Source organism: Enterobacter cloacae complex sp. Mu1197, assembly GCF_040059225.1.
GTDB classification, from domain to species: domain Bacteria; phylum Pseudomonadota; class Gammaproteobacteria; order Enterobacterales; family Enterobacteriaceae; genus Enterobacter; species Enterobacter quasiroggenkampii.
Genome location: NZ_CP157375.1, coordinates 2,454,587 through 2,475,457, shown reverse-complemented (window position 1 = coordinate 2,475,457; position 20,871 = coordinate 2,454,587). Strand labels below are relative to the sequence as shown.

The 20,871-nt window shown below is 58.2% G+C and carries 17 protein-coding genes; 2 read left to right on the top strand and 15 right to left on the bottom strand.

Going from position 1 to position 20,871, the window contains the following annotated elements:
- Window positions 1-86: 86 nt before the first annotated feature.
- The 6 genes from narI to ABFV38_RS11685 form a co-directional block, all read right to left on the bottom strand.
- Window positions 87-767 carry a respiratory nitrate reductase subunit gamma gene (narI, locus tag ABFV38_RS11710; RefSeq protein WP_014883923.1) on the bottom strand — a complete coding sequence of 227 codons (681 nt, stop codon included), beginning with the start codon at window positions 765-767 and terminating at the stop codon, window positions 87-89.
- Complete coding sequence (narW, locus tag ABFV38_RS11705; RefSeq protein ID WP_024909584.1) at window positions 764-1,459, bottom strand: nitrate reductase molybdenum cofactor assembly chaperone; 696 nt, start codon at window positions 1,457-1,459, stop codon at window positions 764-766. The genes narI and narW overlap by 4 nt, the downstream gene beginning before the upstream one ends.
- Window positions 1,459-3,003, bottom strand: coding sequence for a nitrate reductase subunit beta (narH, locus tag ABFV38_RS11700; RefSeq protein WP_235403417.1), 1,545 nt, complete (start codon window positions 3,001-3,003; stop codon window positions 1,459-1,461). Before narH ends, narW begins: the two co-directional genes overlap by 1 nt.
- Entirely contained in the window at window positions 3,000-6,740 is a 3,741-nt protein-coding gene (locus ABFV38_RS11695; RefSeq protein ID WP_348957297.1) for a nitrate reductase subunit alpha, read from the bottom strand. The genes narH and ABFV38_RS11695 overlap by 4 nt, the downstream gene beginning before the upstream one ends.
- A gap of 27 nt (window positions 6,741-6,767) precedes the next feature.
- Entirely contained in the window at window positions 6,768-8,156 is a 1,389-nt protein-coding gene (locus ABFV38_RS11690; RefSeq protein ID WP_348957296.1) for a NarK family nitrate/nitrite MFS transporter, read from the bottom strand.
- A gap of 209 nt (window positions 8,157-8,365) precedes the next feature.
- Entirely contained in the window at window positions 8,366-8,941 is a 576-nt protein-coding gene (locus ABFV38_RS11685) for a TetR family transcriptional regulator (RefSeq protein ID WP_235403415.1), read from the bottom strand.
- Between the two features lie 116 nt (window positions 8,942-9,057).
- On the opposite strand from ABFV38_RS11685, the gene ABFV38_RS11680 reads away from it, so the two are divergent.
- Window positions 9,058-10,545 carry an MFS transporter gene (locus ABFV38_RS11680; protein WP_348957295.1) on the top strand — a complete coding sequence of 496 codons (1,488 nt, stop codon included), beginning with the start codon at window positions 9,058-9,060 and terminating at the stop codon, window positions 10,543-10,545.
- 66 nt (window positions 10,546-10,611) lie between these two features.
- On the opposite strand, the gene ABFV38_RS11675 is transcribed toward ABFV38_RS11680, so the two are convergent.
- The 7 genes from ABFV38_RS11675 to ABFV38_RS11645 are packed head-to-tail and all read right to left on the bottom strand — an operon-like array spanning window position 10,612 to window position 17,062.
- The gene (locus ABFV38_RS11675; protein WP_348957294.1) at window positions 10,612-11,838 is read right to left on the bottom strand and encodes a Zn-dependent hydrolase; all 1,227 of its coding nucleotides are present in this window, start codon (window positions 11,836-11,838) and stop codon (window positions 10,612-10,614) included.
- Complete coding sequence (locus tag ABFV38_RS11670; protein ID WP_047071799.1) at window positions 11,835-12,317, bottom strand: L-2-amino-thiazoline-4-carboxylic acid hydrolase; 483 nt, start codon at window positions 12,315-12,317, stop codon at window positions 11,835-11,837. The genes ABFV38_RS11675 and ABFV38_RS11670 overlap by 4 nt, the downstream gene beginning before the upstream one ends.
- A gap of 17 nt (window positions 12,318-12,334) precedes the next feature.
- Window positions 12,335-13,492 (bottom strand): branched-chain amino acid ABC transporter substrate-binding protein, encoded by a 1,158-nt coding sequence (locus ABFV38_RS11665; protein ID WP_348957293.1) that lies wholly within the window; start codon window positions 13,490-13,492, stop codon window positions 12,335-12,337.
- Window positions 13,493-13,520: 28 nt separating this feature from the next.
- A complete protein-coding gene (locus ABFV38_RS11660; protein ID WP_069719167.1) occupies window positions 13,521-14,240 on the bottom strand; it encodes an ABC transporter ATP-binding protein in 720 nt (239 codons plus the stop codon).
- On the bottom strand, window positions 14,233-15,000 hold the full coding sequence (locus tag ABFV38_RS11655) for an ABC transporter ATP-binding protein (RefSeq protein ID WP_348957292.1): 768 nt from the start codon (window positions 14,998-15,000) through the stop codon (window positions 14,233-14,235). Before ABFV38_RS11655 ends, ABFV38_RS11660 begins: the two co-directional genes overlap by 8 nt.
- Window positions 14,997-16,103, bottom strand: coding sequence for an ABC transporter ATP-binding protein (locus ABFV38_RS11650; RefSeq protein WP_063621767.1), 1,107 nt, complete (start codon window positions 16,101-16,103; stop codon window positions 14,997-14,999). The genes ABFV38_RS11655 and ABFV38_RS11650 overlap by 4 nt, the downstream gene beginning before the upstream one ends.
- Before the next feature lie 8 nt (window positions 16,104-16,111).
- Entirely contained in the window at window positions 16,112-17,062 is a 951-nt protein-coding gene (locus ABFV38_RS11645; protein ID WP_348957291.1) for a branched-chain amino acid ABC transporter permease, read from the bottom strand.
- A gap of 170 nt (window positions 17,063-17,232) precedes the next feature.
- Here ABFV38_RS11645 and ABFV38_RS11640 point away from each other — a divergent pair, with 170 nt between their 5' ends.
- Window positions 17,233-18,177: a LysR substrate-binding domain-containing protein gene (locus tag ABFV38_RS11640; protein WP_048223352.1), complete on the top strand. Its 945-nt coding sequence runs from the start codon at window positions 17,233-17,235 to the stop codon at window positions 18,175-18,177.
- A 54-nt stretch (window positions 18,178-18,231) separates the two neighbouring features.
- Here the strand turns inward: ABFV38_RS11640 and ABFV38_RS11635 are convergent, their stop codons facing one another.
- Window positions 18,232-19,341: a porin OmpC gene (locus tag ABFV38_RS11635; RefSeq protein ID WP_032647384.1), complete on the bottom strand. Its 1,110-nt coding sequence runs from the start codon at window positions 19,339-19,341 to the stop codon at window positions 18,232-18,234.
- 630 nt (window positions 19,342-19,971) lie between these two features.
- Entirely contained in the window at window positions 19,972-20,850 is an 879-nt protein-coding gene (yddG, locus tag ABFV38_RS11630) for an aromatic amino acid DMT transporter YddG (RefSeq protein ID WP_348957290.1), read from the bottom strand.
- Between the last annotated feature and the right edge of the window lie 21 nt (window positions 20,851-20,871).

The following is a 20,871-nucleotide window of genomic DNA, read 5'->3' as shown; positions in this document are numbered from 1 at the left end:
CATTGCGGCCCGGTGGCGTCAACACCTGACCGGGCCTACGGGCGTGTGAACGTAGGTCGGGTAAGGCGTAGCCGCCACCCGACAAATCAACGGCGCGATCTCACCACCTGATACCGCCGCGTAAAGTACTCAAACGGCGCGCTCCAGACGTGCACCAGGCGGGTAAAGGGGAAGATGAGGAAGATCGTCATCCCCAACACCAGATGCACGCGGAAGATCGGCGCCACGCCGCTCAGCATTTCCGACGAGCCGCCCTTAAACGTCACGATCCCTTGTGCCCAGCCCACCAGCTTCATCATCTCGCTTCCGTCAGGATATTGCGCGGAGAAAGGAATGGTCGATAGCCCCAGAATGCACTGTATCAGCAGGATACTCATAATGATGATATCCGGCGTGGTGGAGGTGGCACGCACCCGCTGGTTGAACAAGCGGCGAATCAGCAGCATCGACCCGCCGATCAGCGTCAGCACGCCGCAGATCCCTCCCGCAATCATGGCCAGCTGCTGTTTAACCGCGACGGGTAAAAACCAGGCGTACATCCAGTGCGGGGTTAACATGCCGAACAGGTGCCCGAAGAAGATCCCCAGAATCCCGATATGAAACAGGTTAGAGGCCCAGTTCATCCCGCGTTTGCTGAGCATCTGGCTCGATGAGGCCCGCCAGGTATATTGCCCGTAGTCGTAGCGCAACCAGCTGCCGAGGAAAAAGACGGTGGCGCAGATGTAGGGATAAATGTCATAGAAAAACACGTTCAGGTAGTGCGTCATTTTGGGCCTCCGGCGCTGACGTCCACATACTGCGGCGCGACGTCCTGGCTAAAGCGTCGTTGATATTGCTGCATCGGCGAGCTGTCGCACGATGTGGCGTTGTCTTCAATAAACTTCACCTGTTCCTCTTCCCACACAGCGTCCAGCGCCTGACGGGTATCATCCCGTTTTTCACCGGACACCTGTTTCGCCACGCTGTCGCTGGAAAGGCGCGTTCCCGCCAGCGTCAGCAGGGCGTCAAACAGCTGATAATGCGCCACGCCGCGCTGTTTCAGGCGGCCGCCGATCAGCGCCAGGATCGGCGCGACGTTCTGCAAACCTTCGCGGCCCTCGTCCTCGGTCACGATGCTCAGGTATTCCAGGTATAGCGGCAGGTAGTCCGGCAGCTCGCGGCAGTCCAGCACCAGACCGGCTTTCTCATACTGGCTCATCAGGTCAACCATCGCCTGACCGCGATCGCGGGATTCGGCGTGAACGTGCTCGAACAGCAGCAGCGATGTCGCGCGACCGCGCTCAAACACCTCGCACCATTCGGCCTGTTTATCCAGCAGCGGGGCACTCAGGTGCTGCCGGGCAAACGGCAGCAGCATGGGCGCGTCCTGCGCAATTAACGAAAGCGCTTCATCACGGTTTTCCCACAGGGTGTCATCGGGATACTCGATCAGCAGCGCGATGATTTTCAGGATCTGCATTACTCTCCCTCCCCGTGTTCGCGCACCTCGGTGATGTTAATCGCGTCGATGCGGCTGCTGTTGAAGAGGTTGAATTTCGTGTCAGAGCCGTGGCAGCCGTCGCCAAAGGTGAAGCCGCAGCCGTTTTTCTCCGGGAAAGCGTCGCGCGCCATTTCGCGGTGGCTGGTCGGGATCACGAAGCGGTCTTCGTAGTTGGCAATCGCCAGATAGCGGTACATCTCCTCAACCTGCACTTCGGTCAGGCCGACCTCTTCAATGGCGCGTGTATCGGTCACGCCTTCCACGGTCTGGGAGCGCTTGTAGTGACGCATCGCCATCATGCGCTTCAGGGCGCGCAGCACCGGACCAGTATCGCCCGCGCTGAGCATGTTCGCCAGATACTGCACCGGAATGCGCAGGCTTTCGACTGCGGGAAGAACGCCGTCGCTCTGCGGCAGGCCGCCAGCGTCCGCGTAGGACTGAATCGGCGACAGCGGTGGCACGTACCAGACCATCGGCAGGGTGCGGTATTCCGGGTGCAGCGGCAGAGCCAGCTTCCAGTCCATCGCCATCTTGTAGACCGGAGAACGCTGGGCGGCGTCAATCACGTTCTGCGGAATACCCTGCTCCAGCGCTTCCTCAATTACTGCCGGATCGTTCGGGTTGAGGAACACGTCGCACTGGCGCTCGTACAGATCGGTTTCATGCTCGGTGCTGGCCGCCTCTTCAATACGGTCCGCGTCATACAGCAGCACGCCGAGGTAGCGGATGCGCCCGACGCAGGTTTCCGAGCAGACGGTCGGCTGGCCGGACTCAATGCGCGGGTAGCAGAAGATGCATTTCTCTGACTTGCCGCTCTTCCAGTTGAAGTAGATTTTCTTGTAGGGACAGCCGCTGATGCACAGGCGCCAGCCGCGGCATTTGTCCTGGTCGATCAGCACAATGCCGTCCTCTTCGCGCTTGTAAATCGCGCCGCTCGGGCAGGTGGCGACACAGCTCGGGTTGAGGCAGTGCTCGCACAGGCGCGGCAGATACATCATGAAGGTGTTTTCGAACTGGCCGTACATCTCCTTCTGGATCTTCTGGAAGTTACGGTCGCGGGCGCGTTTTTCAAATTCGCCGCCCAGCAACTCTTCCCAGTTGGGCCCCCAGACGATTTTGTCCATCCGCTTGCCGTCAATCAACGAGCGCGGGCGGGCGGTAGGGAGGTGATCCCCCTCCGGCGCGCGGTGCAGATCCTGATAGTCAAAGGTGAAGGGTTCGTAATAATCGTCAATCTGCGGCAGGACGGGGTTGGCGAAAATCTTCGACAGCACGCCCATTTTGCCGCCGAGGCGTGGGGTCAGCTTGCCGTGAATGCCGCGGATCCATCCGCCTTGCCACTCCTCCTGATCCTCCCAGTTTTTCGGGTAGCCGATACCCGGTTTGGTTTCGACGTTGTTAAACCAGGCATATTCCATCCCTTCGCGCCCGGTCCAGACGTTCTTGCAGGTCACCGAGCAGGTGTGGCAGCCGATGCATTTATCGAGATTCAGAACCATGCCAACCTGTGAGCGTATTTTCATTTTTTCGCCTCCTGTACCTGATCCCGACCTTCGCCGTCCAGCCAGTTAATGTTTTTCATTTTGCGGATCATGATGAATTCGTCGCGGTTGGAGCCGACGGTGCCGTAATAGTTGAAGCTGTACGCCAGCTGGGCGTAGCCGCCGATCATGTGCGTCGGTTTCGGGCAGACGCGGGTCACCGAGTTGTGGATCCCGCCGCGCCGTCCGGTCACCTCTGAACCCGGAATGTTCAGGATGCGCTCTTGGGCGTGGTACATCATGGTCATGCCCGGCGGCACGCGCTGGCTGACCACCGCGCGGGCGGTGAGGGCGCCGTTGGCGTTGAAGGCCTCGATCCAGTCGTTGTCCTCAATGCCCAGCTCGCGGGCGTCGGTTTCGCTGATCCAGACAATCGGCCCGCCGCGCGACAGGGTCTGCATCAGCAGGTTTTCGCTGTAGGTGGAGTGGATGCCCCATTTCTGGTGCGGCGTCAGGAAGTTGAGCGCTTTTTCCGGGAAGCCGTTCGGCGGGATCTCGCGCATATGGGTGACGCTTCGGGTATCAATCGGCGGACGGTAGGCCACCAGGCTCTCTCCGAACGCGCGCATCCAGGGATGATCCTGATACAGCTGCTGGCGGCCAGACAGCGTGCGCCATGGGATCAGCTCGTGGACGTTGGTATAGCCCGCGTTATAGGAGACGTGCTCGCTCTCCAGACCTGACCAGGTTGGGCTGGAGATAATTTTGCGCGGCTGCGCCTGGATGTCGCGGAAGCGGATCTTTTCGTCTTCCTTGTTCAGCGCCAGATGGGTGTGATCGCGTCCGGTCAGTTCGCCGAGCGCTTCCCAGGCCTTCACCGCCACCTGACCGTTGGTTTCCGGTGCCAGAGCGAGGATCACCTCGGAGGCGTCGATCGCCGTTTCAATCAGCGGACGACCTTTCGCCGGGCCGTCGGGCTTGACGTAGTTCAGCTTGCCGAGGAAATCGACCTCGTTCTGCGTGTTCCACGATATGCCTTTCCCGCCGTTGCCGAGCTTATCCATCAGCGGGCCGAGGGCGGTGAAACGTTCGTAAGTTTCCGGGTAGTTCCGCTCGACCACCGCGATGTTCGGCGCCGTTTTACCGGGGATCAGATCGCATTCCCCTTTGCGCCAGTCCTGAATGTCAAACGGCTGGGAGAGTTCCGCCGGGGAGTCGTGCTGTAGCGGCTGTAACACTACGTCCGTTTCGGTGCCGAGATGCCCGACGCAGACCTCGGAGAAGACTTTGGCTATGCCCTTGTAGATCTCCCAGTCGCTGCGGGACTCCCACGCCGGGTCGACGGCGGCCGAGAGCGGGTGAATAAAGGGATGCATGTCTGAGGTATTCATATCGTCTTTTTCATACCAGGTGGCGGTGGGCAGGACGATATCCGAGAACAGACAGGTGCTGGACATGCGGAAGTCGAGCGTCACCAGCAGGTCGAGCTTGCCCTCAATGGCGGCGGTCTGCCACTCCACTTCCTCAGGCTTCACGTCGTCGGTCGAGCCTAAATCCTCGCCCTGAATCCCGCTCTCGGTACCGAGCAGGTATTTCAGCATGTACTCGTGGCCTTTCCCGGACGAGCCGAGCAGGTTAGAGCGCCAGACGAACAGGTTGCGCGGATGGTTCTTACCGTTGTCCAGCTGCTCGCAGGCGAAGCGGATATCGCCCGATTTTAACGCCTGAGCGGTGTAATCCTGCGGGGACATCCCAGCGGCGTCAGCGCGCGCCTTCACGTGCAGCGGGTTAAGGTTGAGCTGCGGGGCAGACGGCAGCCAGCCCATGCGCTCGGCGCGGACGTTGAAATCAATCAGGTGGCCAGTGAACCTCGAGGCGTCCGCCAGCGGAGAGAGCAGCTCCTGTGCGGTCAGCTTCTCGTAGCGCCACTGGCTGGCGTGGTTGTAGAAGAAGGAGGTGCTGTTCATCTGGCGCGGCGGACGGTTCCAGTCCAGCGCGAAGGCCAGCGGCAGCCAGCCGGTTTGCGGGCGCAGCTTCTCCTGGCCAACATAGTGGGACCAGCCGCCGCCGCTCTGCCCGACGCAGCCGCAGAAGACCAGCATGTTGATCATCCCGCGGTAGTTCATGTCCATGTGGTACCAGTGGTTCACCCCTGCACCGAGAATAATCATCGACCGGCCGTGGGTTTTGTGCGCCGTGTCGGCAAACTCGCGGGCGATTTTTTCAATCAGCCTGGCGGGCACGCCGGTGATCTGCTCGCCCCAGGCGGGGGTGTAGGCTTTGACCTGCTCATAGCTCTCTGCGGCATTGCTGTCCTCCAGACCGCGATCGAGACCGTAGTTAGCCAGCACCAGATCGTAAACGCTGACCACTCGTTTCTCGCTGCCGTCGGCGAGGGTCAGGATTTTGCTCGGCACGCGGCGCGTCAGCACCGGCTCCTGCTTCACGCTGCGGAAATGCGGGTTCTCGTTGCCGCCAAAGTAGGGGAAGGCGACATCGGCCACGCTGTCGTGGGTAATGAGCAGCGACAGCGTCAGTTCGGTTTCGTGCCCCGCAGCCTGCGGCTCCAGGTTCCATTTGCCTTTTTCTCCCCAGCGGAAGCCAATTGACCCGTTTGGCACCACCAGATTTCCGCCTACGTCAAAGGCGACGGTCTTCCATTCAGGGTTATTAGCTTCACCCAGCCCGTCGACAAGGTCCGAGGCGCGCAGCATACGTCCCGGCACCACGCGACCGTCTTCCTGCTCGTCCAGCAGCACCAGCATCGGCATATCGGTATAGCGGCGGCAGTAGTTGAGGAAGTAGTCGCTGGGGTTATCGAGGTGAAATTCTTTGAGGATCACGTGGCCCATCGCCATGGCGAGGGCGCTGTCGGTGCCCTGTTTGGGGGACAGCCACTGGTCGCTCAGCTTCGCGACCTCCGAGAAGTCCGGCGTGATGGCGACGGTTTTGGTGCCCTTGTAGCGCACCTCCGTGAAGAAATGGGCGTCCGGAGTTCGGGTCTGTGGCACGTTCGAGCCCCAGGCAATGATATAGCTGGAGTTGTACCAGTCGGCGGACTCCGGCACGTCGGTCTGTTCGCCCCAGGTCATCGGCGACGCAGGCGGCAGGTCGCAGTACCAGTCGTAGAAGCTCAGGCAGGTGCCGCCCAGCAGGGAAAGATAGCGCGTGCCGGCGGCGTAGGAGACCATCGACATCGCCGGAATAGGGGAAAAACCGGCCACGCGGTCCGGGCCATAATTTTTGATGGTCCAGACGTTGGCGGCGGCAATCAGCTGGTTCAGCTCTTTCCAGTTCGAGCGGATAAACCCGCCGCGTCCGCGCGCCTGCCGGTAGCTCTGCGCCTTTTGCGGATCGCTCTGGATGGCGTCCCAGGCCAGCACCGGATCGGTATGCTGCGCCAGCGCCTCGCGCCACAGCTCAATCAGCTTGCGACGCACCAGCGGATATTTAAGACGGTTGGCGCTATAGAGATACCACGAGTAGCTTGCGCCACGCGGGCAGCCGCGCGGTTCGTGGTTGGGCAGGTCAGGGCGGGTGCGGGGGTAATCGGTCTGCTGGGTTTCCCAGGTTACCAGGCCGTTTTTAACGTAAATCTTCCAGCTGCAGGAGCCGGTACAGTTCACGCCGTGGGTTGAGCGCACAATTTTGTCGAACTGCCAGCGCTGACGGTAGCCGTCCTCCCAGTCGCGGTTGGTGTTATATACCTGCCCGTGCCCGTTGGCGAAGCTGTCCCCCTTTGTTTTGAAATAACGAAAGCGATCCAACAGTTTGCTCATGACATTTCTCCTGCTTCGGACGTGTAGTTATTCTTTTTTTGCGGATTTGCGGCCATACACCAGCCAGGTAACAAGCACGCAGACAATGTAAAACACGAGGAACACCTTCATGGCGCCGACCGGCGATCCGGTCATCGCCAGCGAGGTGCCAAAGGCTTTAGGAATGAAGAACCCGCCAACGGCGCCGATAGCGGAGATAAAGCCCAGCGCGGCGGCGGTCTCCGTCACCGCTTCGTGTTGCGCCTGCTCGTCCGTGCCGCCCTGCTTTTTGACGCGGTCGAGCGTGATTTGGCGGAAAATAATCGCGATCATCTGAAAGGTGGATCCGCTGCCGAGCCCGGCGGTGAGGAAGAGCCCCATAAAGACCAGATAGAACGCGACAAAGCTGCCGGAGCCAGAGCCGGGCAGCGTCAGGAAGAGCAGGGCACTAAAGAGGGCCATAAAGACGAAGTTAATCAGCGTGACCCGTACGCCGCCCAGTTTGTCAGAGATCATTCCGCCCGCTGAACGCGCCAGCGCACCGATTAGAGGGCCAAAGAAGGCGAGGTGCAGGATGTTGACGTCCGGAAACTGAGTTTTTGACAGCATGGCAAAGCCTGCCGAGAAGCCGATAAACGAGCCGAAGGTCGCCAGATAGAGCAGGCTCAGCAGCCAGAGGTGAAAGCGCTTCAGCACCGGGAGCTGGCTGGCGATAGAGGCCTTGGAGCTGGCGATATCGTTCATCCCAAAGAAGGCCGCAAGAGTGGCCAGCAACAGAAGCGGAGCCCATATCCAGGCAGCATTTGCCAGCCACAGGGTGGAACCGTCATCTTGCGGTACGCCCTCCACGCCCAGGAAGGTAAACATCGGCAGGAAGATCACCAGCGGCGCGACCAACTGCATCACGCTGACGCCCAGGTTGCCGAGCCCGCCGTTAATACCGAGCGCGCTACCCTGTTTTGCCTTGGGGAAGAAGAAGCTGATGTTGCCCATGCTGGAGGCAAAGTTGGCGCCTGCAAAGCCGCAGAGCAGGGCAATCACGATAAAGATCCAGTAAGGCGTCGCGGTGGTCTGAATGGCAATTCCCAGCCAGACGCAGGGAATAATCAGGATGACGGTACTCAATACCGTCCAGTTTCGTCCGCCAAATATTGGTACCATAAACGAATAGGGAACGCGCAATATCGCGCCGGAGAGAGAAGGTAATGCCGTTAGCATAAAAAGTTGATCGGTGGTGAAATTAAATCCGACTTTATTCAGGTTCACGGCAATAGCGCTAAATAACATCCATACGCAAAACGCTAATAGCAGGCAAGCCACAGAAATCCATAGGTTTCTTCGTGCGATATGTTTCCCTTTATTCTCCCAAAATTGCGTGTTTTCGGGTTTCCAGTTGCTCAACAGATGCTGATTGTTCTTTTCACTTTGTTGCGACATATCGCCCTCTTGCTTACCTTAATGAAGAGAAAAAAGCAGTGAAAACAAAAAGATGATCTAGAAGGTGTGGCTGGGTTTATTGGATGTTTTTGGATACATCTGAAAGGATAGATAAAAAAACGAACCCCTGAGTTTAGAAAGGAAATAAGGGTTCGCTTAATATGTTACTAATTGTAAGCCCGAAGGTTATGAATACGCCTTCAGGAGTATTAACATAATTCGAGGGAAATCAGTTTATCGAGATGCTTATTAAACGCCACATCGTCCATTTCGGGCATATTTAACGTGGTGATCCCATCAAGCCCGCAAACCAGCCCGATCAACCGCCAGGCGATACTTTCGGCGCGATCGGTAAGCGTAAAGGCGTTAGCCTCCGCCCCGGCACGGATAATCGCCACGGTCTCCTGATGCCACATCTCCATGGTCATTACATAGGCACCCTTAATGTCGGCATCACGGCTGGCCAGGATCTGCGCTTCACGCCAAAGACGAATATAAGGCTCGAACCTGCCGTCATCGCTGCCGAGCATGGCATGAAGCTGTTCCCGCCATCCGGCCTGTTCACCCGCAACATCCGCATCCAGCAGTTCGCGGATTAACCGTACGAAGGCCAGCGATTTTAACTCCCCGCCGGAGGTAAAATGATGGTGAACCTGTCCGGTCGCGACGCCGGCTTCAGCCGCAACGCGGCGTACCGTCATTGCCGCCAGTCCTTCGGCCAGCGCCACGCGCATGGCGGCCTGTAAGATGGCTTCGCGCCGTTCATCCTTGCTCAGATATCGCATCTTTACTCACTCTCAATGGGAACGAAACGAGTGTAACAAAAAGCTGGACACGCGTTCAACTTTACGTAGGATCGCAATCTGGACATGTGTCCAGGTTTAAAATGAAAAGGAAATTTATGTTTCGTCAGTGGTTAGCGTTAGTGATTATCGTGCTGGTGTATATCCCGGTCGCGATTGACGCGACGGTGCTGCACGTGGCGGCGCCAACATTGAGCATGACGCTGGGCGCCAGCGGTAACGAATTATTGTGGATCATCGATATCTACTCGCTGGTGATGGCGGGGATGGTGCTGCCGATGGGCGCCCTGGGTGACCGCATCGGTTTTAAACGGCTGTTGATGATCGGCAGTACGCTGTTTGGCCTGTCATCGCTGGCGGCTGCGTTTGCCCCCTCAGCAGGATGGCTGATCGCGGCGCGCGCCTCGCTGGCGATTGGTGCTGCGATGATTATTCCGGCCACCCTGGCAGGGATCCGCACGCTTTTTACCGACGCGAAAGATCGCAACATCGCGCTCGGCGTCTGGGCGGCGGTCGGTTCCGGCGGGGCGGCGTTTGGCCCGCTGATTGGCGGTATGCTGCTGGAGCATTTTTACTGGGGATCGGTGTTTTTAATCAACGTGCCGATCGTGCTGGTGGTGGTGTCGCTGGCGGCGCGTTTTGTGCCCCGTCAGCAGGGCCGCCCGGAGCAGCCGCTGAATATCAGCCATGCCATCATGCTGATTGTGGCGATTTTGCTGCTGGTCTACAGCGCCAAAACCGCGCTAAAGGGCGTACTGTCGCCGTGGCTGGTGGCCGCCGCGCTGGTTACCGGCTCGGTGCTGTTGTTTATCTTTGTGCGTATTCAGCTTCGTGCCCGCGTACCGATGATCGATATGCGTCTCTTCTGCCATCGCATTATTCTGAGCGGCGTGGTGATGGCGATGACCGCCATGATTGCCCTGGTCGGGTTTGAGCTGCTGATGGCCCAGGAGCTGCAGTTTGTTCACGGCTTTACGCCGTTTGAAGCGGGCATGTTTATGCTGCCGGTGATGGTCGCCAGCGGGTTCAGCGGGCCGATCGCGGGCGTGCTGGTTGGGCGATTAGGGCTACGCATCGTCGCGGCCGGCGGCATGGGGCTCAGCGCCGTCAGCTTTATCGGCCTGTCGACGCTCGACTTCAGCACGCAGCAGTGGCAGGCGTGGGGGCTGATGGTGCTGCTCGGCTTCAGTGCCGCCAGCGCGCTGCTGGCCTCGACTTCCGCCATTATGGCTGCCGCGCCGAAGGAGAAAGCCGCCGCCGCAGGGGCGATTGAAACCATGTCCTATGAGCTGGGGGCCGGGCTGGGGATCGCCATTTTTGGTCTGCTGTTGACCCGCAGCTTCTCGGCGTCGATTGACCTGCCGCAGGGGCTGAATGCCTCGCTCATCGATAAAGCCTCGTCATCGATTGGGGAAGCGATGAAGGTGGCGCAGGATCTGACGCCGTCCCTGGCGGAGCCGGTGATTGAGGCGGCGAAAAGTGCGTTTATTACCTCCCACAGCGTGGCGCTGGGCAGTGCGGGCGGCATGCTGCTGTTGTTGGCAGTGGGGATCTGGTTCAGCCTGGCGAAGGTGCCGAAGGGGTAAAACACGCCCGGTGGCGCTGCGCTTACCGGGCCTACGGGCGCTGTTGTCCGAGCCGCGCCACACGGTTTATTTTTCCTGGGCCGCGGCCAACACGCTGTGCAACAGCACGTTCGCCCCTTTTTCCGACCACTCCGGCAGGATCCTTTCCGCTTCGTTATGGCTGATGCCTTTCACGCAGGGGATAAAGATCATGCTGGCAGGGGCAATGTTGCTGACATAGCAGGCGTCATGTCCCGCACCTGAGACCATCGGTTTCGACGAATAGCCCAGTTCTGCCACCGCCTTCTCCGTGTGAGCCAGACATTTGGCATCAAACGCGATGGGCGCGTAGTCAAAAATGCGCTCAACGATAGCCGACACGCCGCGCAGGCTCAGGCTTTCAGCCACCTTATGCAGCGCTGCCTCCATGGCTTCCAGTGCCGCCTGCGCCGGATGGCGAAACTCCACGCTGCATACCACGCGAGACGGCACGACGTTGCGCGAGTTTGGCGTAACCTGCGCCATACCGATCGTCGCGCGTCCGTCCGGCGCATGCCGATAGCCAATTTCTTCCACCTTCAGCGCCAGCTCCGCGAAGGCGGTCAGCGCGTCGCGGCGGCTGTGCATCGGCGTGGTGCCCGCGTGGGCGGCAAATCCGTCCAGCGTCAGGGTAAACCAGCGCTGGCCCATTGCCGCGCGGACGAGCCCTATATCCAGGGCTTCGTCTTCCAGAATTGGTCCCTGTTCGATGTGCAGCTCGTAGCAGGCGTGAACCGGAAACGCGCGGGCAGGGGCTTCACCCCGGTAGCCAATGCTATCCAGCGCTTCACCCACGGTGATGCCATCGTGATCGGCGCGGGCATGGGCGTACGCTTCGCTAAACTGCCCCGTCCAGACCCCTGAAGCAAGCATGGCTGGTGCGAAGCGCGCGCCTTCTTCGTTGGTCCAGTTAACCAGCACGATGTCACGCTCCGTCTCAACGTGATGGTCATTGAGGGTACGCAGCAGCTCGAGCCCGGCCAGCACGCCGTAAACCCCGTCGTAGTTTCCCCCCAGCGGCTGGGTATCCACGTGTGAACCGGTCATGACCGGGGCAAGCTGCGGTTTTTTTCCCGCGCGGCGGACAAACATATTGCCCATGCTGTCGACGTCACAGGTAAAACCGGCGTCCAGCGCCCAGTCGCGCAGCAGGTTACGCGCAACACGATCTTCCTCGCTTAATGCCAGACGGGTGACGCCACCGGCGGGCGTGCCGCCGATCTGCGCCATCATCTCAAGCGTTGACCACAAACGTTCGGCGTTGACGCGGATCATGGCTTGTCCTTGCTGCTGCGGTAGCGGAAATCACAGCACGCACCGCCCTGCATAATGGTGGTGGTGCGGGTTAGCTCAACGTCCGGCGCATAGCCAACGATGAATTTTTCATCGCGCGCGCAGGAGAGCAGGTGACCAATCTCGCCCAGACCCATCTCGTGGTACATCTCCGCGTAGCGACAGCGGGTCACGTTGTAGTTGTACTGCTGGTCGTCGGCGTCGATCACCTTCACGTCCAGGGCGTTATCTTTCTCCCACAGATACTGCAGGGCGATAAAGCTCTTGATGTTCGCGCCGTTGGGTTCTTTGCTGGCAAACGCTTTGCCAGCGTCAATCGCGGCCTGCTCAATGGCCTCGCCAATCACCGCCTGGGCGCGGGCTTTTCCTATCTCGCGCACCAGGATTTCATAAATTGGCTTAATAATTTCGGCTTCAATTTTGCGGCGGGCGAGAATGCCCAGCTCGTTATTATCACTCATCACATTGCCTCGCTGCGTTACTTCGCTTTTGCGCCGCCCAGCACGGTCTGCGGCTGCCATTTGCCGTCGACAACCTTGTAGACTGTGAACGACGGCGATTTCAGGTTGCCCTCTTTATCAAACGCGATCTGCCCGGTGACGCCGGAATAGCTGATGGCGCGCAGGGCAGGCAGATACGCGGAGGGCTCAACGGAGTCTGCTTTTTCCATTGCCGCAACCAGCACGCGGGTGGCGTCATAGGCGAACGGGGCGTGCAGTTCGATATGGGTGTGGTAGCGGGCCTGATAGGCCTGTTCGAATGCCTTTCCGCCCGGCATCTGGTCAACGGGCAGACCCGGCTCCAGCGCCACAACGCCTTCGCCTTCTTTCTGCGCCAGCTTGAGGAACGTCTGGCTGACGAATCCGCCTGCGCCCATCAGCGTGGCATTCATGCCCAGCTGTTTGATGCGGCGAGCCAGCGGTGCGGCCTGGCTGTCGACGCCGCCGAAGAAGATCAGATCGGCGTTTTTACTGCGAATGGCGGTCAGTACGGCGCTGAAATCGACCGTTTTGTCATCCACGTACTGACGATCGACAATTTTCACGCCCTGGGCTTCCAGCGATTTAACAAACTGGTCTGCAAGCCCCTGACCAAATGCGGTGCGGTCGTCGATCACCGCAATGCGTTTGGCATTCAGGGTATTGACCGCATACTGACCGGCGAGCTGGCCGCCGTCATCGTCGTGTCCCATCACGCGGAAGCTGGTATCAAAACCTTGTTGCGTATAGGCGTGACCGGTCGCGACCGGTGCCACCTGGACGATGCCTGCATCGTGATAAATGCGGGCCGCAGGAATGCTGGTGCCGGTGTTCCAGTGGCCGACCACGCCCGCCACATCGCTGTCCACCAGACGCTGCGCGACGGCCACGGCGGTGCGCGGGTCGGACTGATCGTCTTCGGACTGCAGTTTGAAGGTGACCGCTTTGCCGCCGATGGTCGGGTGCTGCTTGTTAATATCGTCAATGGCCAGCTGCGCGCCGTTCTCCAGATCTTTCCCGATACGGGCAGATGGGCCGGTCAGCGGCCCCGCCAGACCGATGACCACGGTTTCGCTGTCAGCGGCCCACGTGGCCGTCGAGGCAAAGCTGCCGAGGAGAATAGCGGCGCTGAGCGCACTGATTTTTACTGTTTTCATTGTATTTCCCTGATGTTGGCTGGTCTGGTTAAACGGGCATTTCGCCCAAATAAATCTGTGCAATCTGATCGTCGTTAAGCAGTGCAGTCGATTCGCCATGATGAACAATGCTGCCGCTGTCCATCACCCACGCGCTGTCGGTCACTTCCAGCGCGAGCCGGGCGTTTTGTTCAATAAGCAGCAGGGCGACACCGCGCTCACGCAGCCCGGCGATCACGGCAAAAATGTTCTCGACCATTTTCGGGGCAAGGCCCATCGAGGGCTCGTCGAGGATCAGCAGACGTGGGCGGCTGAGCAGGGCGCGGTTAAGGGCCAGCAGCTGTTGCTCACCGCCGGACAACAGCCCGGCAAGCTGATGCTGGCGTTCGCCCAGACGCGGGAAGCGCTCGAATATCTCGTTCATCTCGCGTTTAACGGTGACAGTGTCACGCCTTAGCCAGGCGCCCATCTGCAGGTTTTCCAGTACCGTCATGCGGGAGAAGATCCCGCGGCCCTCCGGGACCATCACCAGTCCGTCGCGAAGCAGGGTCTCCGGGCTCTGTTTACGCACCGCTTTACCGCTGAATTCAATACTGCCGCTAAAGCTTTCCAGCCCGGTAATGGCGCGTACGGTGGAGCTTTTCCCCGCGCCGTTCGCGCCGATCAGCGTAGCCTGTTCGCCCTCGCGCAGGGTAAAGGAGACGTCGCGTACGGCCTGAATGCCGCCGTAATGCACGTCCAGACGTTCTACCTTCAGTAATTCAGACATGGGCGTTGCCTCCAAGCCAGGCGGCGATCACTGCCGGGTCGCGCCGCACGTTTTCCGGCGTGCCGCTGGCAAGCGTTTTGCCGTAATCAAGGACCGTCAGACGGTCGCAGATGCCCATCACCAGCTTGACGTCATGTTCAATCATCAGCAGGGTTTTGCCGTGATCGCGGATGCGGATGAGCAGCTCGCCGAGCGCCACTTTTTCCGCCGCGTTCATCCCGGCGGCGGGTTCGTCCAGCGCCAGCAGCAGCGGATCTGTTGCCAGCGCGCGGGCGATTTCCAGGCGACGCTGATGGCCATAGGCCAGATCGCAGGCGCGATAGTGGGCGAACTGCGCAATGCCGGTATAGTCCAGCCAGTGCCAGGCCAGTTCGCGGGTCTGTTTCTCTTCCTCACGGGCGCGTTTGTGGCGGCTCAGCGCGGCCCACAGGCCGTTACGGGTGCGCACGTGGCGGCCCACCATCACGTTTTCCAGTACCGACATGTCGTTGAAGAGGCGCACGTTCTGGAAGGTGCGCGCAATCCCGGCGGCGGTCACTTTCTCTATGTGTTTTGGGAAATAGGGCTTATCCGCTATCGAAAACTCGCCGCTGTCCGCCGGATAAAGGCCGGTGATGAGGTTAAAGCAGGTGGTTTTTCCCGCGCCGTTGGGGCCGATCAGCCCGTAGATCTCGCCTTTGTTCACGGTTAAGGAAACGTCATCTACAGCGGTAAGGCCGCCGAAGCGTTTTGTCATGTTGCGTACGGTTAACAGGCTCATGCCTTCGCCTCCTTGTGGCGTACCGGCCAGATCCCGGACGGGCGTACCAGCATGACCAGCACCAGTGCCAGACCGTAAAAGAGCTGGCGCAGCACTTCCGGGTCAATCAGCACCGTACCGAACAGCGCCTGCTGAACCGGCGCTGCCTGGCTGCGCAGCAGTTCCGGCAGGGCGGTCAGCAGTACCGCGCCCAGGATCACGCCCGGAATGTGCCCCATGCCGCCCAGCACCACCATTGCCAGTACGGCAATCGATTCCTGTAACGTGAAGGATTCCGGGGAGACAAAGCCCTGAAACGCGCCGAAAAGCGCACCCGCCACGCCGCCAAAGGAGGCGCCCATCGCAAAGGCGAGCAGTTTATAGTTACGCACGTTGATGCCCATCGCGCGCGCCACATCTTCATCCTCGCGGATGGCGTGCCAGGCGCGACCAATGCGGGAATGCTGCAGGCGCAGGCAGACAAAAATAATCGCCACAATGACCAGCATCAGCAGGTAGTACCACAGCCACAGGGCAGGCACTTTGAAACCAAACCAGTGGTATACGCCGCTGAACTTCAGGCCGAACAGGTTCAGCGTATCCACCCCGGTAATGCCCTTTGCGCCGTTGGTAATGTTTACCGGACGGTCGAGGTTACGCATCAGGATGCGGATAATTTCGCCAAAGCCGAGGGTCACTATCGCCAGGTAGTCCCCGCGCAGCTTGAGCGTAGGAGCACCGAGTAAAATCCCGCAGACTGCCGCGACGAGGGCGGCCAGCGGAATAATGAGCAGATACGAGGTGTGTAGCCCGTCCGGGAACCAGACGCCGAGGATCGGAAACACCTCCAGCAGGTGTGGGGAGGCCATCAGTGCCGCGAGGTAGGCGCCGACCGCGTAAAAGGCGATAAAGCCCATGTCCAGCAGGCCGGTATAGCCGACCACAATATTAAGCCCGAGCGCCAGCATGATGTAGAGCAGAGCGAAGTCGATGACGCGCACCCAGTAGTTGCCGCCAAGCTGCGTGGCCACCACGGGAGCAATCAGCAGCGCAAGGCAGAACAGGCTCATGCCTGACCAGAATTTGCGTGTCGTCGCCGGGGTCTGGAGTTGAAGTGTTGTCATGGTATTCCTTACGCCCTGTGCGCCACGCGCTCGCCCAGCAGGCCAGCCGGACGGAAGACCAACACCAGGATCAGCACCATAAAGGCAAAGACATCCTGATAGTTGCTGCCAAATACGCCATGGGTCAGTTCACCGAGGTAACCTGCGCCCAGCGCTTCGATAATGCCGAGCAGGATGCCGCCAATCATGGCGCCACGAATGTTACCAATGCCCCCCAGCACGGCGGCGGTAAAGGCCTTGATCCCGGGCAAAAAGCCCATCGAGAAGCTGGCGTTACCGTAGTTGCTGGCCATCATCACGCCTGCCAGCGCGGCAAACGCCCCGCCAATCGCAAACGTCAGGGTGATGATGGCGTTTGGGTTAACCCCCATCAGCGTGGCCACGCGTGGGTTTTCCGCCACGGCGCGCATGCCGCGCCCCAGACGGGTGTATTCCACCAGCAGCCACAGGCCGGTCATCACAGCTAGCGCCAGCGCCACGGTGACAATTCCGGTAACGGTCACGATGGCGGGCGGGTGCGTTTCACTTCCAGACGTCACGGCAATCGGATCCATGGGCAGGATCTGCGGGAACATCAGCGGGTTGCGTGTCCAGATAATCATCGCCACGGTTTGCAGCAGGACGGAGACGCCGATACCCGAGATCAGCGGTGCGAGCCGCGGGGCGTTGCGCAGTCGACGGTAGGCAAAGCGTTCCACGGCCATCGCCAGCAGGGCACAAACGGCCATGGCAATCACCAGGGCAATGCCAAGCTGCAACAGCAGCGGCATATGCGGGAAGGTGGTGTTCAGAGCGTTCATGGCGGAGAGCGTGGTGAGCGCGCCGACCATCAGAATATCGCCGTGGGCAAAGTTAATAATGCGCAAAATGCCATACACCATGGTATAGCCCAGCGCGATCAGCGCGTAGATGCTTCCCAGCATCACACCGTTGATCAGTTGTTGTATGAGTGTATCCAACGTCTGTACCCGAAAAGTGCTCGTTCTGCGGCTACCATCCAATAAATGAATTAAATTGTAAAATACGCATCTATTATTTCTTATGATAAATAAATATTGTTTTATCTTTATGATTTATATGAAAATAGTTTATGCCTGCTTTTGGGTGAGAAGCCTAAAGAAATCAACATATGAATAAAACAGAACAATTGGCGAATCTGGCGGCGTATGCAGAAAGCCGCCTGGCAAACGATCCGCCGCTTCGGGCCGTACGTGCCTTTGAGGCCATCGCCCGGCTGGGCAGCGTCACGCTGGCCGCACAGGAGCTGAATATCTCTCCGTCGGCCGTCAGCCATCAGCTCAAGGTGCTCGAAGGATACCTGCAAATGCCGCTCACGGAACGTCAGGGGCGCAGGCTGGTGCTGAGCCAGCACGGGCGGGAATATTACCGCTCGATCCGTGCGGCGTTTAACGTGCTGCGCCAGGCGACGGAGCATCTGGCGGAGCAGGCGCAAACGCGTCAGGTCACCATCAGCCTAATCCCGCTGTTTGGTATGGGGTGGTTTATCCCACGTTTGCCTGCGTTTATGCGCGCCAATCCCCAAACCGAGATCAACGTGGTATATGCCAACCACCGTAACTATCTGAGCGACGCGTCGGATATGTCGATTCGTTTTGGCAACGGGCAGTGGGCGGGCTATCAGAGTGAAAAGCTGATTTCCGGTCAGATGGTGCCCGTGTGCAGCCGTGCGTTTTTACGCATTCATGGCCATATCGATACGCCTGAGCAGTTGCTGCAAATGCCGCTCCTGCACGATGAAGAACGTACGAGCTGGACGCAGTGGTTTTTGTTGCAGGGGGTAAAACGTCCTCTCCGGCGCAGCGGCCCGCTGTTTGAAGACGGACTGTTGACGCTGGCGGGCGTACAGGCTGGTCTGGGCTGTGCGCTAATGCGTGAGCCGCTGATTGCGCCGTATCTTGAGAGCGGCGAGCTGGTGAAGATATTTGACCTACCGATTGATGACGGACGCGATTATTACCTCTGCGTGCGTTCAGATTCAGAGATGACCGAGGACGGCAAGCTGCTGCAAACCTGGCTGCGTCGGGCGGCGGGCGGGGAGTCGTCCGTCGGGTAAAAGAGGGCGATAAAAAAAGCCAGCTTGTTCAGCTGGCTTTTGGACAGACAAGGTTTAGAACTGGTAGGTCAGACCCAGCGCCACGATGTTGTCGGTACCGATGCCTGCCTGGCGAGTGAACTTGTTGTCGTCGAGCAGGTTGATTTTGTAATCCACGTAGGTGGACATGTTTTTGTTAAAATAATAGGTCGTGCCAACATCGATGTATTTAACCAGATCCTGGTCGCCGAAGTTTTCGATGTCTTTGCCTTTAGACTGCAGGTAAGCGATGGATGGACGCAGGCCAAAGTCGAACTGATACTGAGCCACAACTTCGAAGTTTTGCGCCTTGTTTGCAAAGCCGTAGATGTCGGTACGCTTGTTGTTAGAAGTACCGAAGCGGGTTGCGTTATAGGTCTGAGAGTACTGCGCCGCGAGGTAAACGTTGTTCGCGTCGTATTTCACACCACCGCTATACACTTCTGCGCGGTCGCCTTCACCGTATACGCCAGCCGCATTTTGGTCAGCGGTACGACGGGAAGAGGACATTGCACCACCTACGCTGAAGCCTTCGCCCAGATCGTAAGTCAGGGATGCGCCATAGCCGTCACCGTTCTGGTTCAGCAGGCTGCGGCCGCTGGTGTTTTCACCGCTTACGCTGCCGTTTTTACCCTGATACTGCAGAGCAAAGTTCAGGCCATCAACCAGACCGAAGAAGTCCTGGTTACGGTAGGTTGCCACGCCGTTAGCACGAGACTGCAGGAAGTTGTCGGCACCATAGGTGTCACCGCCGAATTCTGGCAGCACGTCGGTCCAGGAGGTCACGTCGTAAATCACGCCGTAGTTACGACCGTAATCGAATGAACCTGCTTCCGCGAATTTCAGACCTGCAAACGCCACACGCGTCCAGGACTGGTTGTCGCCTTCGTCTTTGTTGCCCTGAATCTGGTATTCCCACTGGCCGTAACCGGACAGCTGATCGTTAACCTGGGTTTCACCCTTGAAGCCGATACGCATGTAGGTTTTATCGCCATCTGCGCCAGCGTCATCAGAGAAATAGTGCAGACCTGTCACTTTACCGTACAGATCCAGCTTGTTACCGTCTTTGTTGTAAATTTCGGCAGCGTTAACAACGCCTGCTGCCAGCATGGAAGTGACTGCCACTGCAACTAATTTAAGTTTCATCTTAAATGTTCCTTATAATTTTTTTGGGTATTTCCTGAACCACTCTGAACGATTTCTAAACGAGGCTGTTCGTAAATGGCATGCTATTCTTAAAAATCTCGTAGTCTTATTTCAATAATAAGTTTCAAAATATTAGAGATAATTTCAATTAGTGTGATCTCGATCGTGTGGGAAGGGTGATATTTAAACAATATGACCGGAATTTATACGATTAATATGTATTTAATGCGTGGGATTATTGCTGTTGCTATAATTTCTGAAGGTTTTGGTATCGTGCGTTAGATTTCGGTATATTCGAGGGGTTGAGGCGGGTTCTATTGCTATTTTTCTTTAAAAGCAGTGGGTTGGTCTGAATGTTTGACGGCTATTCCGCATATTTCCACAAATGTGTCAGATCTGAATTATTGCAGTCATGGCTATCCATGGCGTTAATATTGATGGTTGACTAATTTCATTCCGTTGTCAGTTTATGTCAATTCCTTTCAGGGGGCTTTACAGATAACAGCAAATATAAACCGAATTTAAACAGACTGCCTGTTATCAGGATAAATATTCTGAAGTGCGATCACATTTTAAATTTATGTTAATTATGTTGCCGGGTTGAAATTCCCCCGGCCACGGAAGAAAACCTTATTTTCGCGTTGCGTACCAGCAGAGCAACGACCCGGCGCAGACCATCAGCGCGCCTTGCCAGAACGAGAATGAAAGGGGGGAGCTTAACACTGCGGCAGCAAGCGCAGCAGAGAGGACGGGGGTAAAATAGGACACGGCAGCCAGCACCGTGACGTTACCGTGAAGGATACCAATATTCCATGCGGCGTAACCAAACCCAAGCGCAATGCCGCACATAACGAGCTTCACCACCACCGGGAGGGTAAACACCATGTCGGGCTGATCGCTCAGGGCATATTTCACCCACAGACTTAGCGCGGTCAGCAAGACAAACAGGGTGATGCCGTTTTGTCCTTTCGCAAATTTGCTGGTGACCGTGCAGTAGGCGGCCCAGATAAAGGCCCCGGCAAACGCCAGCGCATAGCTGAGAGGGCTGGAAACGACATTGCGGGTTATTTCTTCAAGGTGTAATCCTTCTTCGCCGCCCAATACCCAGCAGACGCCCAGCAGCGAAATGACCAGGCCTGGGATCACCCACAGGGTCGATTTTTGCCCGTTGAACAAAATCGCAAATACGATCGTCAGGCTCGGCCAGAGGTAATTCACCATACCGACTTCAATCGCCTGCGCGCGCGTAACGGCATAGCCCAACGACAGCGCCAGGCATATTTCGTAGCTGACAAATAAAACGCTGCCCGCAATAAGATACCGCGGCGAGAACCGTCTGATATCAGGAAATCCTACCGTCACCAGGCACAGCAATCCGCTGAGGGTATAGATCATCGCCGCACCGCCTACCGGCCCCAGTCCCTCACTCACGCTGCGAATAAGGCCGACCATGGTGCTCCATAACAATATCGCCGCCAGCCCAATAAGCGTTGCTCTCTTTCTGTCCATTACTTCGCCATCGCAATAAAA

What these genes read in the sequence shown, in the direction of transcription:
- narI (WP_014883923.1), bottom strand. Translation starts at nt 767, where the DNA reads ATGACGCACTACCTGAACGTGTTTTTCTATGACATTTATCCCTACATC.
- narW (WP_024909584.1), bottom strand. Translation starts at nt 1,459, where the DNA reads ATGCAGATCCTGAAAATCATCGCGCTGCTGATCGAGTATCCCGATGAC.
- narH (WP_235403417.1), bottom strand. Translation starts at nt 3,003, where the DNA reads ATGAAAATACGCTCACAGGTTGGCATGGTTCTGAATCTCGATAAATGC.
- ABFV38_RS11695 (WP_348957297.1), bottom strand. Translation starts at nt 6,740, where the DNA reads ATGAGCAAACTGTTGGATCGCTTTCGTTATTTCAAAACAAAGGGGGAC.
- ABFV38_RS11690 (WP_348957296.1), bottom strand. Translation starts at nt 8,156, where the DNA reads ATGTCGCAACAAAGTGAAAAGAACAATCAGCATCTGTTGAGCAACTGG.
- ABFV38_RS11685 (WP_235403415.1), bottom strand. Translation starts at nt 8,941, where the DNA reads ATGCGATATCTGAGCAAGGATGAACGGCGCGAAGCCATCTTACAGGCC.
- ABFV38_RS11680 (WP_348957295.1), top strand. Translation starts at nt 9,058, where the DNA reads ATGTTTCGTCAGTGGTTAGCGTTAGTGATTATCGTGCTGGTGTATATC.
- ABFV38_RS11675 (WP_348957294.1), bottom strand. Translation starts at nt 11,838, where the DNA reads ATGATCCGCGTCAACGCCGAACGTTTGTGGTCAACGCTTGAGATGATG.
- ABFV38_RS11670 (WP_047071799.1), bottom strand. Translation starts at nt 12,317, where the DNA reads ATGAGTGATAATAACGAGCTGGGCATTCTCGCCCGCCGCAAAATTGAA.
- ABFV38_RS11665 (WP_348957293.1), bottom strand. Translation starts at nt 13,492, where the DNA reads ATGAAAACAGTAAAAATCAGTGCGCTCAGCGCCGCTATTCTCCTCGGC.
- ABFV38_RS11660 (WP_069719167.1), bottom strand. Translation starts at nt 14,240, where the DNA reads ATGTCTGAATTACTGAAGGTAGAACGTCTGGACGTGCATTACGGCGGC.
- ABFV38_RS11655 (WP_348957292.1), bottom strand. Translation starts at nt 15,000, where the DNA reads ATGAGCCTGTTAACCGTACGCAACATGACAAAACGCTTCGGCGGCCTT.
- ABFV38_RS11650 (WP_063621767.1), bottom strand. Translation starts at nt 16,103, where the DNA reads ATGACAACACTTCAACTCCAGACCCCGGCGACGACACGCAAATTCTGG.
- ABFV38_RS11640 (WP_048223352.1), top strand. Translation starts at nt 17,233, where the DNA reads ATGAATAAAACAGAACAATTGGCGAATCTGGCGGCGTATGCAGAAAGC.
- ABFV38_RS11635 (WP_032647384.1), bottom strand. Translation starts at nt 19,341, where the DNA reads ATGAAACTTAAATTAGTTGCAGTGGCAGTCACTTCCATGCTGGCAGCA.
- yddG (WP_348957290.1), bottom strand. Translation starts at nt 20,850, where the DNA reads ATGGACAGAAAGAGAGCAACGCTTATTGGGCTGGCGGCGATATTGTTA.